The organism is Nocardia aurantiaca (genome assembly GCF_009708175.1).
Taxonomy (GTDB): Bacteria; Actinomycetota; Actinomycetes; order Mycobacteriales; family Mycobacteriaceae; genus Nocardia; species Nocardia aurantiaca.
On the sequence record NZ_WMBB01000009.1, the window covers coordinates 67,751 to 81,784 of the forward strand.

A 14,034-nucleotide genomic window follows, 5' to 3' on the forward strand; every position below is an offset into this window, starting at 1 on the left:
TCGCGGCTTTCCTCCGGATTTGCCAGGACTCCGACCGAGGCCTCCGGCGTGTCCGCCGACGGGCGCGGGTTCGCATCCGAGCGACCGTGTGCCGAGCGGGATCCGGGCCGGGGCCGGCGCATCGGCATCGACGTGGGATCGGTGCGCATCGGTGTCGCCTCCAGCGATCCGGACGGGCTGCTGGCCACTCCGGTCGAGACGGTGCCGCGCGCGAAGAAGGTCGCGCCCGGCACCCTCGCGTCTGATCTCTCCAGAATTGCCGAGATTGTGCGGGAGTACGAGGCCGTCGAAGTGATCGTCGGTCTGCCCCGCACATTGCGCGGGGAGAGCGGCTCGTCGGCTAAGCTGGCGGCCACCTTCGCGGGTCGTTTGCGGGCCCTGATCGCTCCGGTGCCGGTGCGACTTTCCGACGAACGTTTGACTACGGTGTCTGCTGCACGTGCGTTGCGAGACAGTGGAGTTCGCGCACGCGGGCAGCGGCAGGTCATCGATCAAGCCGCCGCCGTGTCGATCCTGCAAGGATGGTTGGACGAACGGAGTGCCCTTTTGAAGCCGCGCGGTGATGACGCATGACCGACCGCTGGACGCGGGCCGAGGAACGCTACCGGCAGAACGCCGAACGGCGTTACCGCCGCGACGATCTGGATTGGTCCGAGGCGGACGATTACGAAGACGACACCACCGTCATACCCCGCTACGAGGATGAGCACTACGACGAGGAGCACTTCGACGACGAGCACTACGAGGGCGAGGAGTACGACGAGCACCCGCTCGCGCCCGAACCACCGCGCCGCAGCGCTACCCAGCGCGTCGATCGCGCCCAGCGCGTCGACCGTGGCCGCCGCGCCACGCGATCGCAGTCCCGGTCGTCGGGATCCCGGAGCCCGCGGCCCAAGCGATCCCGGATGGCGTCGCGGAAAGCGGCCGAGCGCAAGCGGCGCCGCCGCAACCTGTTCGTCATCGCGGGCGTGTTCGCCGTATTGTTCGTCGGCGCAGTCGGATTCGCGGGCTGGAAGTTCATCGGCAAGCTGAACGGGCCCGCTGACTTCTCCGGCCCGCAGGGCCCGCTGGTGGTCATCCAGATCAAGTCCGGCGACACCTCGACGCAGATCGCGCAGACCATGGCCGACAAGGGTGTGGTGGCCAGCAGTGGCGCGTTCTACGAAGCGGCCGTGCGCAATACGAACATGAACTCCGTCCAGCCCGGCTACTACGCCATCCCGAGCCACAGCAAGGGCGCCGAAGCGGTGAACGCGCTGTTCACCAAGGACGCCCGGGTCGGCAATGTGGTCATCTCCGAGGGCCGCCAACTGCACGACTCCAGCGACGTCACCACCGGCGCGCGTAAGGACGGCATCTACCGCAAGATCGCCGAGGCCAGCTGCGTCGGCACCGGCACCGCCGCCAAGTGCGTGACCTACGAGCAGCTCGATCAGGCCGGGGCGACCGCCGATCCGGCCGTGCTGGGGGTGCCGGCATGGGCGCTGGAGCGGGTGAAGTCGGTGCCGGACCGCTCACGTCAGCTCGAGGGCCTGATCGCCGGTGGCACTTGGGATTTCGACCCCAGTGCCAGTGCGCTGGACATCCTCAAGCAGCTCGTTTCCGCGAGCGCCATGAGCTATGAGGCCACCGGGCTGGTGCAGTCCGGGGCGGCGAACGGCCTGAGCCCCTACGACACGCTGATCGCGGCGTCGCTGGTGGAGCGGGAGGCCCTGCCCCAAGACATGTCGAAGGTGGCGCGGGTCATCGTGAACCGGCTCGCCGCCCAGCAGCCTCTGCAGTTCGACTCCACCGTCAACTACACCCTCGACAAGACCGAGGTCGCCACCACCGATTCCGACCGCGCGCGCAAGACCCCCTGGAACACCTACGCCATGGCCGGTCTGCCCGCCACGCCGATCTCCGCGCCGTCGCTGGATGCCATGCGCGCCATGGAGAATCCGGCGCCCGGCCCGTGGCTGTACTTCGTGACCATCGACAAGCAGGGCACCACGTTGTTCACCGAGAACTACCAGGAGCACCTGCGCAATATCGAAAAGGCCAGGCAGAGTGGAATCCTCGATAGTGGACGGTAAGCGAAGGGCCGCCGTGCTCGGCAGCCCGATCTCGCATTCGCGTTCGCCGCAACTGCATCTGGCGGCCTACCGGGCGCTCGGCCTGGACTGGAGCTACGAGCGCATCGAGTGCACCGCCGAACAGCTGCCCGGCTTGGTCGACGGACTCGGCCCGGAATGGGTCGGGCTGTCGGTGACCATGCCGGACAAGGTCGCGGCCCTCGAATACGCGGACGAGCGCACCGAGCGCGCGGTCCTGGTCGGCTCGGCGAACACCCTGGTGCGCACGGAGTCCGGCTGGCGCGCCGACTGCACCGACGTGGACGGGGTGCGCGGCGCACTGGAAGGCGCGGGGGTGAGGGAGATTGCCCGCGCCGTCGTGCTGGGTGCGGGCGGCACCGCCCGCCCGGCGCTGCTGGCGCTGGCCGACCTGGGCGCGCACACCGTGACCATTGTGGCCCGTGATCGCGGGCGCGCGGCCGAAACCCTGGAACTGGCCGAGCAGCTGGGCATGTCGGCCGAGGTGCTCGGCTTCGACCCCGAAGGCCTGCTGTTCGTCTGCTCTGACGTGGACGTCGTCGTCAGCACCGTTCCCGCCGATGCGGCTGCGGCCGTGGCGGATTCGGTGGCGGTGGCCCCGGTGGTGCTCGACGCCATCTACAACCCGTGGCCGACGCCGCTCGCGGAAGCGGTCGCGCGGGCGGGCAATACCGTCGTCAGTGGCCTGGAGATGCTGCTGAACCAGGCGTACGGCCAGGTCGAGCAGTTCACCGGCAGGCCCGCCCCGCGCGCCGAAATGGCCGCGGCACTGCGGGATTGATCTTCCTCTGCGCGCCGGACCGATCCGCTAATCGAGGACGGCCGCGGAGGCTTCCGCGGCCGCCTCCGGCTGGAATGCCTGCCGGAACGTGAAAGCGTAAGGCGTGGGGCCGTTCTCACGCAGGTGGTCCAGGCGCGCCATGGCGTCGGTGAGGGTCGGCAGCGTGCTCTCGGGGATCCACCACAGTACCGTGAACGCCTCGCGCAGCGGGATGAACCACTCCCGGCGGCGGCGCACGTATTCCATGTGGCCGCTGCGATACACGTAGTCGAACAATGCTTCCCGCGATTCCCACAGGCTCATGTTGACGAGCGTGTCCGGGTCGCCTTGGTACGGGCGCAGGGAGGTGGCGTTGTTGGATTCACCGTCCACCATGCGCCAGACGAAGCCGGGGGAGGAATCGGCGACGGCATTGATCTCGTCGAGGGCCGCGAAGAATTCGGCGACTCGGGGATCGCCTTCGGGGGCGATCATGCGCCCGATATTGAGCTGTGCGAGGTGCATGTTCCGACTATAACTAGTCAAGATTGCTTTTAGAAAAGCTCACGCAGCATCGACCCGGGGCCGGATCCATCCGCGCGGTCCAGCCCGCCGCGGCGGCCGGGCCCGCCAGCAGGGCCAGATTCATCCCGCAGACCAGGGGCGGGAAGTCCACGGCCAGCTTGTGGAACGGGCAATTGCGCAGGCGGAGCACGTCGCCCTCGAGGTAGGGCTCGTATCCGCGCTCGCGCAGCGCCTCGGACAGCTCACGGCCCTCGAGGGCGGGCCCGTGCGCGGCGGCGGCCTTCGCGATGGCCTCCTCGAAGCCCTCATGCTCGATCACCTCGGCGAGAACCGTTGCGACGGTGCGATAGTCGCGGGCGGGGAGCGTGACGGCGAATTCCGCGCCGGCGCGCCGATAGAACTTGGCGGGCCGTCCCGAGCCCGGTCCGGTGCGGCCCTCCGGTCGGCGGAACACCGCGTCGAGCAGTCCGGCCTCGGTCAGCTTGTCCAGATGGAACGCGGCCAGCGGCCGTTTGATCTCGACCGCCTCCGCCGCTTCGTCCCGGCTGACATCGTGGTCGGCGGCGGCGACGTAGTCGTAGAGTCGCTTGCGGACCGGATCCTGAAGCAGAGCGACGGCTTCGATGCTCACCGTGTCTTTCTAGCAGCGTGTCGGGCCCGGGTGTGGCCTCCGGTCCCGCTCCGGCTATGGTTCTGAAACAAGTTTCAATTCATTCGGTTCGGCCGGGCGGCCGCGCAGGTTAAGGTGATCGACATGAATGCGTGGGTGTTGCGCGCCATGGGGCTGGGGGCGCTGACCGTTGGGCTGGAGATCCTGCTCGGTTTCGGCATGAGGTACTGGCCGACCTCGGGCGCCTGGATGCGGATCCTGTCCCTGATCGTGCTGGTCGCCGCGGTGATCGCGTGGGGGTGGCTGGACGGCCGCTCCGATCGGCGGGCCAATCCCGATCCCGAGCACGGCGCCGATCTGACCATGCGCTGGCTGAAGGCCGCACTCGCCGGTGGCATCGGCGCCGGGCTGGTGGCCTGGATCCTCGACTTCATCCCCGGCTTCGATCTGGGCGATCAGGGCCTGGTCTTCAACATCACCTCGGGCGCGGCCTTCATCGTGCTGCTGATCTTCATCCCCGGCATGCTCGGCGTGGCCCTGGGCCGGTGGCTGGCCGGCCGCGACGGCAAGAAGAACGCTCCCGCCACCACCGCCCCCGACCCGGAGCCCGCCAACGCCTGACGTTGCGCTGAATTCGACCCCGCGCCACCTGTCGGGTGGCGCGGGGTCCTTCGTATCCGGCGACGTATGCGATGGCGCCCGCCGCCGGTATCGGCCGCGGGCGCCATCGTGAAAGCCGTTGTGCCCTAGAGCAGGATGGCTCCGCCCGTCGGGCCGTCCTCGCGGGCGATGGCCGAATAGGCCGCGGCCAGCAGGCTCGGATCCGGGCCCTCCAGGCGGCCGGGCTTGGCCAGCCCGTCGAGCACAACGAAACGCAGCACCCCCGAACGGGTCTTCTTGTCGGTCTGCATGGCGTCCATCAGCTGCGGCAGCGCGTCGGCGTCGTAGGTGGTGGGCAGGCCGACGCTGTCCAGGATGGCACGGTGGCGATCGGCGGTGGCGTCGTCGAGACGGCCTGCCAGCCTGCCCAATTCGGCCGCGAAGACCAGGCCCACCGAGACAGCCGCGCCGTGCCGCCAGCGGTAGCGCTCGCGGCGCTCGATGGCATGACCGAGGGTGTGGCCGTAGTTGAGGATCTCGCGCAGATCCGATTCCTTGAGGTCGGCGGCCACCACATCGGCCTTGACCTGGATGGCACGGCGGATCAGCTCGGGCAGCACGTCGCCGGTCGGGTCCAGGGCGGCCTGCGGGTCGCGCTCCACCAGTTCCAGGATCACCGGGTCCGCGATGAAACCGGCCTTGATGATCTCGGCCATGCCCGCCACGATCTCGTTGCGCGGCACGGTTTCCAGCGTGGCCAGATCCACCATGACCGCGGCCGGCTCGTGGAAGCTGCCGACCAGGTTCTTGCCCGCCTCGGTATTGATGCCGGTCTTGCCGCCCACCGCGGCGTCCACCATGGCCAGCAGGGTGGTCGGCACGTGCACGATGTTCACGCCGCGCATCCAGGTGGCGGCCACGAAACCGGCCAGGTCGGTGGCCGCGCCGCCGCCCAGGCTCACGATCACGTCCTTGCGGGTCAATCCGATCCGGCCCAGCACCTCCCAGCAGAAGCCCGCGACCTGCAGATCCTTACCCGCCTCGGCGTCGGGGATCTCCACCCGGTGCGCGTCGATGCCCTTGTCCGCGAGGGCCTTCCGCACCACCTCGGCGGTCTCGGCCAACGGCGGCTGATGGAAGATCGCCACGGTCCGCACGCCGGACCGGCCGGTCACCTCGTCGACCAGGTCCCCCAGCAGTCCCCGTCCGATGATCACCGGGTACGGGTCGGCGGTGCGGACCTCGATGCGAGTTGGCTCGCTCATCAGGACTCCTCCGTGAATGGTCCCGCCCGATGGCGGGGAAGTAGCGAGTCCCCGGGTGTCGGGGACATGGTCGATCGATTCGGCGCCGCTCACTGACCCGGCTCCGCCGCAGGGGAACCGGAGCCCGGACCCGAATCCGCGGCCGAACGGGCGTGCTCCTGTTCGCGAGCGCGTGCCCGGGCCCGCCGTGCCCGCGCGCGGCGGGAGCGCCCGCTGCCGGGCGGTGCGACCGCACCGCGGGGACGCGCCGCATCCCGTTGTGCGGCGCTGTCCTGCCCGGCCGGAGTTGATCCGGTGATGTCTGAGCTGCCGTTCGTGGCCGTGGACCGGGTTGAATCCACGCCGCCGCCAGCGGGATTCACGGGCGCGCCGGCCCCACGGGAGGCGCGGCGGCGGCGTCCGCGTCCGGCGGGCGGCCGTGCGGAGTCGGATTCGCCGCCTGTCTCCCCGGTCGCCGCGGGCGAGACCGACCGGTCGCCGGATGTGTTCGTCGCCGCGGCGTCGGCCGTCGCCGCGGGCGAGCCGGTCTCGGCTGTCCGGCCGCCGCGGCGGCGCGAACGCCGGTTGCGGCGCGGCCGTTTCGTGCCCTGGTCGGCTGGCGGGGCGGGCGAGGACTCGCCGTCACGCGAGCCCGTGGCCGAGTCGGCGTCGGTCGTCGTGGCGGTGGTGGCCGGATCGGTCTCGCCCCGGCCGCGGCCGCCGCGGCGGCGCTTGCGGCGGCCGCGGGAGCGGCTGCTGATGCCGGGTTCGAGGGTCGTGGTCTCGGTGGCCGAATCCTCCGGGCGCGCAATCGGTTCCAGACCGAGCTTGGCCAGGATCATGCGGACCACGCGGCCGGGGCTGCGGCCGTCGGTGCGCACGCGCACGGTCGCCACCTCGCGGTAGAGCGGGCGGCGGATCTTCATCAGTTCGCGGTACTTCTTGGCCGGGTCGTCGCCATTGAGCAGGGGGCGGTTGGTGCTGGCGCCGGTGCGGCGAAGCCCTTCGCCCACACTGATTTCCAGGTAGACGACCGTGCGGTCGCGCAGCAGGGCGCGGGTCGCGGCCGAAAGCACCGAGCCGCCGCCGAGGGACACGACGCCGTGCCCGGCGAGGACGGCGTCGCGGACGACCTCCTCCTCCATGCGCCGGAACTCCGGCTCGCCGTCCTCGGCGAAGATCTCCGGAATCGTGCGTCCGGCGCGCTCCTCGATTCCGGCGTCGGTGTCGTACAACTCCACGCCGAGCTCGCGGGCCAGCTTGCGCCCGATGGTCGACTTACCCGCGCCCGGCGGGCCGACCAGCACCAGACTGATTGCGCGACGGCCGGTTTCACCCCGCGCGTCGACATCGGGCACGGCCGCGGTGTCCGCGGCCTCGGCCGCGGCGGTCGGTTCGTGCTCGCCGGACACCGCGCTATCGTCAGCCGTCACTGCCCGGCGTGGCCCGGGAGGTGCGGGCGAGCGTTGATCCGCTTCAGGTAGGCGTTGACGTTGTCGACGGTCTCGGGCAGCGAGTCGCCGCCGAACTTCTCCAGCACGGCCTGCGCGACGACCAGCGCCACCATGGCCTCGGCGACCACGCCGGCGGCCGGGACCGCGCACACATCGGAGCGCTGGTGGATGGCGACAGCCTCCTCGCCGGAGGACATGTCGATCGTCGACAGCGCCCGCGGCACGGTCGAGATCGGCTTCATGGCCGCGCGCACGCGCAGCGCCTCGCCATTGGTCATGCCGCCCTCGAGACCGCCCGCGCGGTTGGTGGAGCGCAGCACGCCGTCGGGGCCCGGCCGCATCTCGTCGTGGGCCTGGCTGCCGCGGCGGCGCGCGGTCTCGAAACCGTCACCGACCTCGACACCCTTGATGGCCTGAATTCCCATGAGCGCGGCCGCGAGTCGCGAATCCAGGCGCGCCTCACCGGAGGTGAACGAGCCCAGGCCGACCGGGAGACCCTCGATCACGACCTCGACCACACCGCCGAGGGTGTCGCCGTCCTTCTTGGCCGCCTCGATCTCGGCGATCATGGCCGCCTCGGCGTCCTTGTCGAACGCGCGCACCGGCGATTCGTCGATCGCGTCGGAATCGGCGGCGGTCGGTACCACGCCGGTGGTGTTGGCGGCGGTGCCGATGGACACCACGTGCGAGACGACCTCGACACCCAGTGCCTGGCGCAGGAAGTTCTTGGCCACGGTGCCCGCCGCGACCCGCGCCGCGGTCTCGCGGGCGCTGGCGCGCTCCAGTACCGGGCGCGCGTCGTCGAAGCCGTACTTGAGCATGCCCGAGTAGTCGGCGTGGCCCGGGCGGGGACGGGTCAGCGGCGCATTGCGCGCGAGCTCGGCGAGCTCGGTCTCGTCCACCGGGTCGGCGGACATGACCTGCGTCCACTTGGGCCACTCCGAGTTCGCGACCTCGATGGCGACCGGGCCGCCCATGGTGCGGCCGTGCCGGACGCCGCCGATCATGGTCACCACGTCGGCCTCGAACTTCATCCGCGCGCCGCGCCCGTACCCGAGACGTCGCCGGGCCAACTGCGCGCCGATGTCGGCGGAGGTCACCTCGACACCGGCCACCATCCCCTCGAGGATGGTGACGAGAGCAGGACCATGGGATTCTCCGGCAGTTATCCAGCGCAACACGGGTTACATCTTTCCATGACAACAGGGGTGCTCGAACACGCGGTCCACGCATAGCCCGATGTCAGCGCCCGGCCACCAGCGCCACCACACTGGCGGCACACATCGCGGGCCCGTGGGGGAGCGTCCCGATCGCATCCGCACGTCGCGGGAGTTCGACCTCGCGGCGGCCCACCAGGTTCACTGCGAGCATGCCGATTCCGGCCGAGGCGGTGAGCATCGGGGCGGCCAGCGCCGCCCACGACCAGGCGTGCGGACCGGCCAGGGCTGTCGCGGCCCCTAGACCGAAAGCGAGTTTCACATCGCCCGCGCCGAGGGCGTGCGGGCGGCAGAGGTGGACCAGCAGGTAGGGGACGGCGAGCAGCACCGCGCCGGTGATCGCGAATGCCGGCTCGCCGACGGCGAATCCGTAGCCGAGAGCCGCCGCGGCACCGGGAAGGGTGAGGGCGTTCGGCAGGCGTCGCCCGTACACGTCGTGGGCGGTCAGGGCGGCGCACCACACGGTGAAGAGGAGCAGGGGCAGCGGGGTCATGGTTCGAGGGTCTCGCGCTGGAGGCAGGCACGGGGCGCGGGTTCGCGAAATGTGGAGAACTGCTTGGTATGTGAACAGTGGCAGTTCCATAACCGGGCCATGCACGTGTTGCGTGTCGGTGATGCGGCGTGTCGGCGGTAGCTTTGACGCATGTCTGCTGATCACGATCCGGCCCGGCCCAACTACGCGCTGCGCAGGGCCAACCTGCGCAACCTGCTGGTGGAGAACCGCGTCGACGCCCTGCTGGTCACGGACCTGATCAATATCCGGTACCTTACCGGCTTCACCGGCTCGAATGCCGCACTGCTGGTGTACGCCTGGGACTCCAGCGAGGACCGCACCATCATCTGCACCGACGGCCGCTACATCACCCAGGTCGGGGAACAGGTGCCCGATCTGCGCGCCGAGATCAACCGAGCCAGCGCCCGCCGCGTCATGGAGATCGCGGGCGAGTGGCAGACCGGCCGGGTCGGTTTCGAGAGCCACGTGGTCACCGTCGAGCAACATCGCAGTCTCTCCGCGCTGGGCACCGGCCTGGAGCTGGTCCCGGTCGCGGGCCTGATCGAGGAGCTGCGCATGGTGAAGGACGAGTACGAGGTGGGCCGCCTGCGCGCGGCCTGCGAGGCCGCCGACGCCGCCCTGGCCACCCTGCTCGACCGCGGCGGCCTGCGCCCCGGCCGTACCGAACGTCAGGTGGCCCGGGAGCTGGAGTGGCTCATGTTCGAGCACGGCGCGGACGCCGTCGCCTTCGAGACCATTGTGGCCGCGGGCGTGAATTCGGCTGTCCCGCACCACCGTCCGACCGAGGCGGTGCTGGCCACGGGCGATTTCGTGAAGCTCGACTTCGGCGCGGTGGTCGGCGGCTATCACTCCGATATGACCCGCACCTACGTGCTCGGCAAGCCGACGGATTGGCAGCGGGAGGTCTACGACCTGGTCTATGTCGCGCAACAGGCCGGGCGTGAGGCGCTGGCCCCGGGTGCGTCGACCAAGGCGGTGGACGCGGCGTCGCGCCGGGTGATCGAGGCGGCCGGTCACGGCGAGTTGTTCGTGCACAGTCTCGGACACGGGGTGGGTCTGCAGATTCATGAAGCGCCCGGAATCGCCAAAACGGGCACGGGTACACTGCTGGATGGCGTGGCGGTGACCGTCGAGCCAGGCGTGTATTTCCCCGGCCGCGGCGGAGTCCGGATCGAGGATACGCTCGTGGTTCGCAAGGGGGGCCCGGAACTGCTCACCCGCACCAGCAAAGACCTGACCGTCGTCGACTGACGCGCGGTTGCACCGACTAGTAGGAGATCCGAGGACAGTGGCGGACACCAGCGACTTCAAGAACGGCCTCGTGCTGAAGATCGACAATCAGCTGCAGCAGATCGTCGAGTTCCAGCACGTGAAGCCGGGTAAGGGTCCCGCCTTCGTGCGCACCAAGCTGAAGAACGTGGTCTCGGGCAAGGTCGTCGACAAGACCTTCAACGCCGGCGTCAAGGTGGAGACCGCGACCGTCGACCGTCGCGACATGACCTACCTCTACCACGACGGTGAGGACTACATCTTCATGGACGGCGAGACCTACGACCAGGTGCACCTGAGCGAGCAGCTGCTGGGCCGCAACGCGGGGTTCCTGCTGGAGAACATGGCCGTGCAGATCGCCATGCACGAGGGTGAGGCGCTGTTCGTCGAGCTCCCGGTCGCCATCGACGTCGTCGTCACCCACACCGAGCCGGGCCTGCAGGGCGACCGCTCCTCCGCCGGCACCAAGCCCGCCACCGTGGAGACCGGCGCCGAGGTGCAGGTGCCGCTGTTCATCAACCAGGGTGACAAGCTGCGCATCGACACCCGCGACGGCAGCTACATCAGTCGCGTCAACAACTGACGCGACGGATAGTGTCTGCCGTGGCCGATCAATCGGACAAGAAGTCTTTCAAGAAGCTCGGCGCACGGCACAAGGCGCGCCGGCGCGCGGTGGATCTGCTCTTCGAGGCGGAGGCCCGCGATATCGATCCCGCCGACCTGCTGTCCGAGCGCGTCTCGCTGTCGGTGCGTGAGGAATCGGTCGCGCCGGTGAGCCCTTACACCCGCGTCCTGGTCGAAGGCGTCGCCGACGACCTGGACCGGGTGGACGGCACCATCGAGTCGTATCTGCAGGACTGGACACTGCCGCGGCTGCCCGCCGTGGACCGCGCCATCCTGCGGGTGGCGGTGTGGGAGTTGTTCCACGCCAACGACGTTCCGCCGGTGGTGGCCGTGGACGAGGCGGTGGAGCTGGCCAAGGAGCTGTCCACCGACGATTCCCCCTCATTCATCAACGGCGTGCTCGGCCAGGTGGTCCAGGTGGCCCCGCAGGTCCGGGCCGCCGCGGCCGCGACCCGCGCCACCGTCGTCCCCGACGACGACCAGTAGTTCGAAGGAGAAGCGCAGGGTGCGCAAGTATCTCGTGATGGCAATGCGCACCCCGCGCTTCGACGATTCCGTCCTCATCCCGCACAAGGAATGGCTGGCGGCCGTGGGCGAGCGCGGACAGCTCGTGGAAACCGGCAAGTTCACCGACGGCAGCGGCGGCGCGTACGTGATCACCGCCGAAAGCCTTTCCGCCGCACAGGATCTGATCCACACCGACCCGATTCACATCACGGGCGCGTCGGAACTCACCGTCTACGAGTGGGAGATCACCGGCTGAGCCGGTGGCTCAGGCGCGACCGGGTCGCAGCACGATCGTGCCCTTGGCGGCCCGCTCGGCCAGCAATTGGTGTGCGTACGCGGCCTGTTCGAGCGGCAGTACCCGGTCGACCAGCGGGGTGATCGAGCCGGTCGCGGCCCGCTTCAGCGCGGCCCCGCGCGCCTGGGCGACCCCGGCCAGCCAGTCCGGTCCGGAGCAGCCGATCAGCGTGAGGCCTCGCATGATCAGGTCCATGGCGCTGACCTGGGCGGGCGCGCCGGACAGAAATCCGTAGCTGAGCATGCGGCCGCGCAGCGGCGTCATGAGATCCAATAGAGCGAGCGCGGATTCGCCGCCCAGGGAATCGAACACCACGTCCAGCGTTGCGCCGCCGAGTGTTTCGCGCAGTTGTCGCGGCCATTCGGGATCGAGGTGATCGATGACCACGTCGGCCCCGAATCCGCGTGCCTGCTCGGCCTTTTCGGTTCCGCCGGCGGTGGCGATGACCCGCGCGGCACCGTACTCCTTGGCCAATTGGGTGAGATATGCGCCGACACCTGTGGCGGCCGCCTCGATCAAAATCGTCTCGGTGCCGGTCAGTTCCGCGGTCTCCAGCAGGGGAATGGCCACCGACGCGCTCATGCCGACGGCCGCCGCGTCGACCGTGGACAGCCCGTCGGGAATCGGGGTCGCGAGTGCGGCGGGGACGCTGACCTGTTCGGCGTAGGTGCCGAAGGTATTGCTGCTCACGATGACTCGCTGCCCGAGGAGCGCGGTGTCCACGCCGACACCCACTTCGGTGATCACGCCCGCCGCCTGCGTCCCGAAGACGATCGGGAATTCCACCGGCATCGGGAACGCACCCGAGCGGAGCATGGTCTCGGGGAAGAGCACCGGAATCGCCTCGGCGCGCAGCAGGATCTCGTCGGGGCTCGGCTGCGGCGTGGGCACCTCGCTCGCCACCAGGACGTCGGGTGCGCCGGTACCGGTCAATAGGATTGCTTGCACGGAAAACCTCACAAGTTGACTGTCGGTCAAGTTACGTCTGCGAAGATATTGACCGACGGTCAAATTGTCAATGAAAGTGGTGATATGGACCGGCCCAAGGAACGCGCCGACGCCGCCCGCAACCGGCAGGCGATTCTGGAGGCGACGCGCAAACTCCTCGCCGAGGAGGGGGCGGACGCGGCCACGATGGAACGGATTGCCGCCGCCGCGGGGGTCGCCAAAGGCACGCTGTTCCACCGCTTCGGCAATCGGGCCGGCCTTCTGTACGAACTCATCGCCGAGGGCGCAGTCAATCTGAGGGAGGCTGTGACGTCCGGTCCGCCGCCGCTCGGTCCCGGCGCTCCCGCGGGGGAACGCTTGCTGGCCTACTTCGACGCCATGACCCGACTGGTCGCCGACGACATCGAACTGTCCGTCGCCTATCAGGCCCTTCCGCCGCACCCCCGGCGCGAGGAGTTCCACGCTTTCTGGGCCGCCCACATCGCCGCGCTACTTCGCGAGGCGCGTCCCGATCTCGATGCCGACGTGGTCGGTGGCCTCCTGCTGGCACCCCTCGGCGGTGAACTGGTGCCCTACCTGGTCCGAGCCGGTCAGAAGGACCGCCTCCTCGAGGGCGTCCGCCAACTCGTCCGATCCGTTCTCAACCAACCCGCTCGAGCGCCCAGCGCTTCGTGAAGGTTCCGGTGACTTTGTGGCCGGAATCCACCGTGGTGGGATGGATGCCCGCCGAAGCCCGTGTGGTCGTCAGGCCTGGCTGAACGACCAGACGGCGGCGGGGCGGCCGGTGGCTTTGACGCGGACGCGTTCGCCGGTGCGGCCGAGGCCGGGGATGGCGGCAAGGATGCGGTTGAGGTTGCCGGGGTCGGGTCGGGTGCCGTGCAGGGCGGTGGTGAGGCCCACGGCTCGAGTGGCGGTGAACTGGTCGCCGATCAGCGCCCGCGTGAATGTGAGGTCCTTCCAGAGCATTTCGGCCAGTCGTGTCCGGGCGGCGGTGATGATCTGGTTGTGGTCGAAGGCCAGAGGCGGGACCGCGTCGAAGGGAACCCAGGTGGCGATATCGCTGTCGTGGTCGCCGACGACGGCCCACATGGCGATGGACAGGGTCGGCCCGCGCGGGTCGCGGTTGGGTTCGTCGAAGGTGGCGACCTGACCGATGGCGCGGATGGCGTCCTCGGGCACACCGAGTTTGGTGTGCACCGCGCGGTGGGCGGCCTCGGCGAGGCGTTCGCCGCGGTGGAGCAGCACGCCGGGCAGGGCGAGCTCACCGGCGAACGGCTCCCACTTCCGCGCGGCGATGCCGAGGGTGGCGGTCGGGTCGTCGGGCCCGGAGCGCAGGGCGATCACATCGATGGATACCGCGGATTGTTGCTCCAC

At 69.7% G+C, this 14,034-nt stretch carries 16 protein-coding genes and 1 pseudogene; 9 read left to right on the plus strand and 8 right to left on the minus strand.

Annotated features, from left to right (window positions below; translation table 11 throughout):
• Positions 1-48 precede the first annotated feature (48 nt).
• From ruvX to GLP40_RS19805, 3 genes are read left to right on the plus strand one after another with little or no spacing between them, the layout of a single operon-like run.
• Positions 49-573 (plus strand): Holliday junction resolvase RuvX, encoded by a 525-nt coding sequence (gene ruvX, locus GLP40_RS19795; protein ID WP_328290480.1) that lies wholly within the window; start codon positions 49-51, stop codon positions 571-573.
• Positions 570-2,075 carry an endolytic transglycosylase MltG gene (gene mltG / locus GLP40_RS19800; RefSeq protein ID WP_154789461.1) on the plus strand — a complete coding sequence of 502 codons (1,506 nt, stop codon included), beginning with the start codon at positions 570-572 and terminating at the stop codon, positions 2,073-2,075. The genes ruvX and mltG overlap by 4 nt, the downstream gene beginning before the upstream one ends.
• Positions 2,050-2,874, plus strand: coding sequence for a shikimate dehydrogenase (locus GLP40_RS19805; RefSeq protein WP_407671631.1), 825 nt, complete (start codon positions 2,050-2,052; stop codon positions 2,872-2,874). Before mltG ends, GLP40_RS19805 begins: the two co-directional genes overlap by 26 nt.
• Before the next feature lie 27 nt (positions 2,875-2,901).
• Here GLP40_RS19805 and GLP40_RS19810 read toward each other — a convergent pair whose 3' ends face one another.
• The gene (locus GLP40_RS19810; protein ID WP_154789462.1) at positions 2,902-3,378 is read right to left on the minus strand and encodes a DUF3291 domain-containing protein; all 477 of its coding nucleotides are present in this window, start codon (positions 3,376-3,378) and stop codon (positions 2,902-2,904) included.
• A 13-nt stretch (positions 3,379-3,391) separates the two neighbouring features.
• The gene (locus GLP40_RS19815) at positions 3,392-4,009 is read right to left on the minus strand and encodes a helix-turn-helix transcriptional regulator (protein ID WP_230329744.1); all 618 of its coding nucleotides are present in this window, start codon (positions 4,007-4,009) and stop codon (positions 3,392-3,394) included.
• A gap of 123 nt (positions 4,010-4,132) precedes the next feature.
• Here GLP40_RS19815 and GLP40_RS19820 point away from each other — a divergent pair, with 123 nt between their 5' ends.
• Positions 4,133-4,609, plus strand: coding sequence for a B-4DMT family transporter (locus GLP40_RS19820; RefSeq protein WP_154789463.1), 477 nt, complete (start codon positions 4,133-4,135; stop codon positions 4,607-4,609).
• A gap of 125 nt (positions 4,610-4,734) precedes the next feature.
• Here GLP40_RS19820 and aroB read toward each other — a convergent pair whose 3' ends face one another.
• The 4 genes and pseudogenes from aroB to GLP40_RS19840 all read right to left on the minus strand — a co-directional run bounded on the left by aroB (position 4,735) and on the right by GLP40_RS19840 (position 8,996).
• Positions 4,735-5,853 carry a 3-dehydroquinate synthase gene (gene aroB / locus GLP40_RS19825; RefSeq protein ID WP_154789464.1) on the minus strand — a complete coding sequence of 373 codons (1,119 nt, stop codon included), beginning with the start codon at positions 5,851-5,853 and terminating at the stop codon, positions 4,735-4,737.
• Positions 5,854-6,656: 803 nt separating this feature from the next.
• Positions 6,657-7,148, minus strand: a pseudogene (locus tag GLP40_RS33925) (shikimate kinase); the annotation flags it as partial.
• A gap of 113 nt (positions 7,149-7,261) precedes the next feature.
• Positions 7,262-8,467, minus strand: a complete 1,206-nt coding sequence (gene aroC / locus GLP40_RS19835) for a chorismate synthase (protein ID WP_328290412.1) — start codon at positions 8,465-8,467, stop codon at positions 7,262-7,264.
• A 61-nt stretch (positions 8,468-8,528) separates the two neighbouring features.
• Entirely contained in the window at positions 8,529-8,996 is a 468-nt protein-coding gene (locus tag GLP40_RS19840) for a prepilin peptidase (protein ID WP_154789465.1), read from the minus strand.
• A 150-nt stretch (positions 8,997-9,146) separates the two neighbouring features.
• Here GLP40_RS19840 and GLP40_RS19845 point away from each other — a divergent pair, with 150 nt between their 5' ends.
• From GLP40_RS19845 to GLP40_RS19860, 4 genes are read left to right on the plus strand one after another with little or no spacing between them, the layout of a single operon-like run.
• Positions 9,147-10,268: a M24 family metallopeptidase gene (locus GLP40_RS19845; protein WP_154789466.1), complete on the plus strand. Its 1,122-nt coding sequence runs from the start codon at positions 9,147-9,149 to the stop codon at positions 10,266-10,268.
• Between the two features lie 37 nt (positions 10,269-10,305).
• The gene (efp, locus tag GLP40_RS19850; RefSeq protein ID WP_328290413.1) at positions 10,306-10,869 is read left to right on the plus strand and encodes an elongation factor P; all 564 of its coding nucleotides are present in this window, start codon (positions 10,306-10,308) and stop codon (positions 10,867-10,869) included.
• 20 nt (positions 10,870-10,889) lie between these two features.
• Positions 10,890-11,396, plus strand: a complete 507-nt coding sequence (nusB, locus tag GLP40_RS19855) for a transcription antitermination factor NusB (protein WP_328290414.1) — start codon at positions 10,890-10,892, stop codon at positions 11,394-11,396.
• Positions 11,397-11,415: 19 nt separating this feature from the next.
• Positions 11,416-11,673 carry a YciI family protein gene (locus GLP40_RS19860; protein ID WP_328290415.1) on the plus strand — a complete coding sequence of 86 codons (258 nt, stop codon included), beginning with the start codon at positions 11,416-11,418 and terminating at the stop codon, positions 11,671-11,673.
• Between the two features lie 9 nt (positions 11,674-11,682).
• Here GLP40_RS19860 and GLP40_RS19865 read toward each other — a convergent pair whose 3' ends face one another.
• Positions 11,683-12,660: a quinone oxidoreductase family protein gene (locus tag GLP40_RS19865; RefSeq protein WP_328290416.1), complete on the minus strand. Its 978-nt coding sequence runs from the start codon at positions 12,658-12,660 to the stop codon at positions 11,683-11,685.
• An 84-nt stretch (positions 12,661-12,744) separates the two neighbouring features.
• On the opposite strand from GLP40_RS19865, the gene GLP40_RS19870 reads away from it, so the two are divergent.
• Positions 12,745-13,335, plus strand: a complete 591-nt coding sequence (locus tag GLP40_RS19870; protein ID WP_154789469.1) for a TetR/AcrR family transcriptional regulator — start codon at positions 12,745-12,747, stop codon at positions 13,333-13,335.
• Between the two features lie 69 nt (positions 13,336-13,404).
• Here the strand turns inward: GLP40_RS19870 and GLP40_RS19875 are convergent, their stop codons facing one another.
• Entirely contained in the window at positions 13,405-14,034 is a 630-nt protein-coding gene (locus GLP40_RS19875; protein ID WP_328290417.1) for an NUDIX domain-containing protein, read from the minus strand.

Bases quoted from the DNA above. Each gene is read 5' to 3' on its own strand.
- GLP40_RS19845 (WP_154789466.1), top strand. From the start codon at position 9,147: ATGTCTGCTGATCACGATCCGGCCCGGCCCAACTACGCGCTGCGCAGG.
- GLP40_RS19870 (WP_154789469.1), top strand. From the start codon at position 12,745: ATGGACCGGCCCAAGGAACGCGCCGACGCCGCCCGCAACCGGCAGGCG.
- aroB (WP_154789464.1), bottom strand. From the start codon at position 5,853: ATGAGCGAGCCAACTCGCATCGAGGTCCGCACCGCCGACCCGTACCCG.
- mltG (WP_154789461.1), top strand. From the start codon at position 570: ATGACCGACCGCTGGACGCGGGCCGAGGAACGCTACCGGCAGAACGCC.
- GLP40_RS19840 (WP_154789465.1), bottom strand. From the start codon at position 8,996: ATGACCCCGCTGCCCCTGCTCCTCTTCACCGTGTGGTGCGCCGCCCTG.
- GLP40_RS19820 (WP_154789463.1), top strand. From the start codon at position 4,133: ATGAATGCGTGGGTGTTGCGCGCCATGGGGCTGGGGGCGCTGACCGTT.
- GLP40_RS19810 (WP_154789462.1), bottom strand. From the start codon at position 3,378: ATGCACCTCGCACAGCTCAATATCGGGCGCATGATCGCCCCCGAAGGC.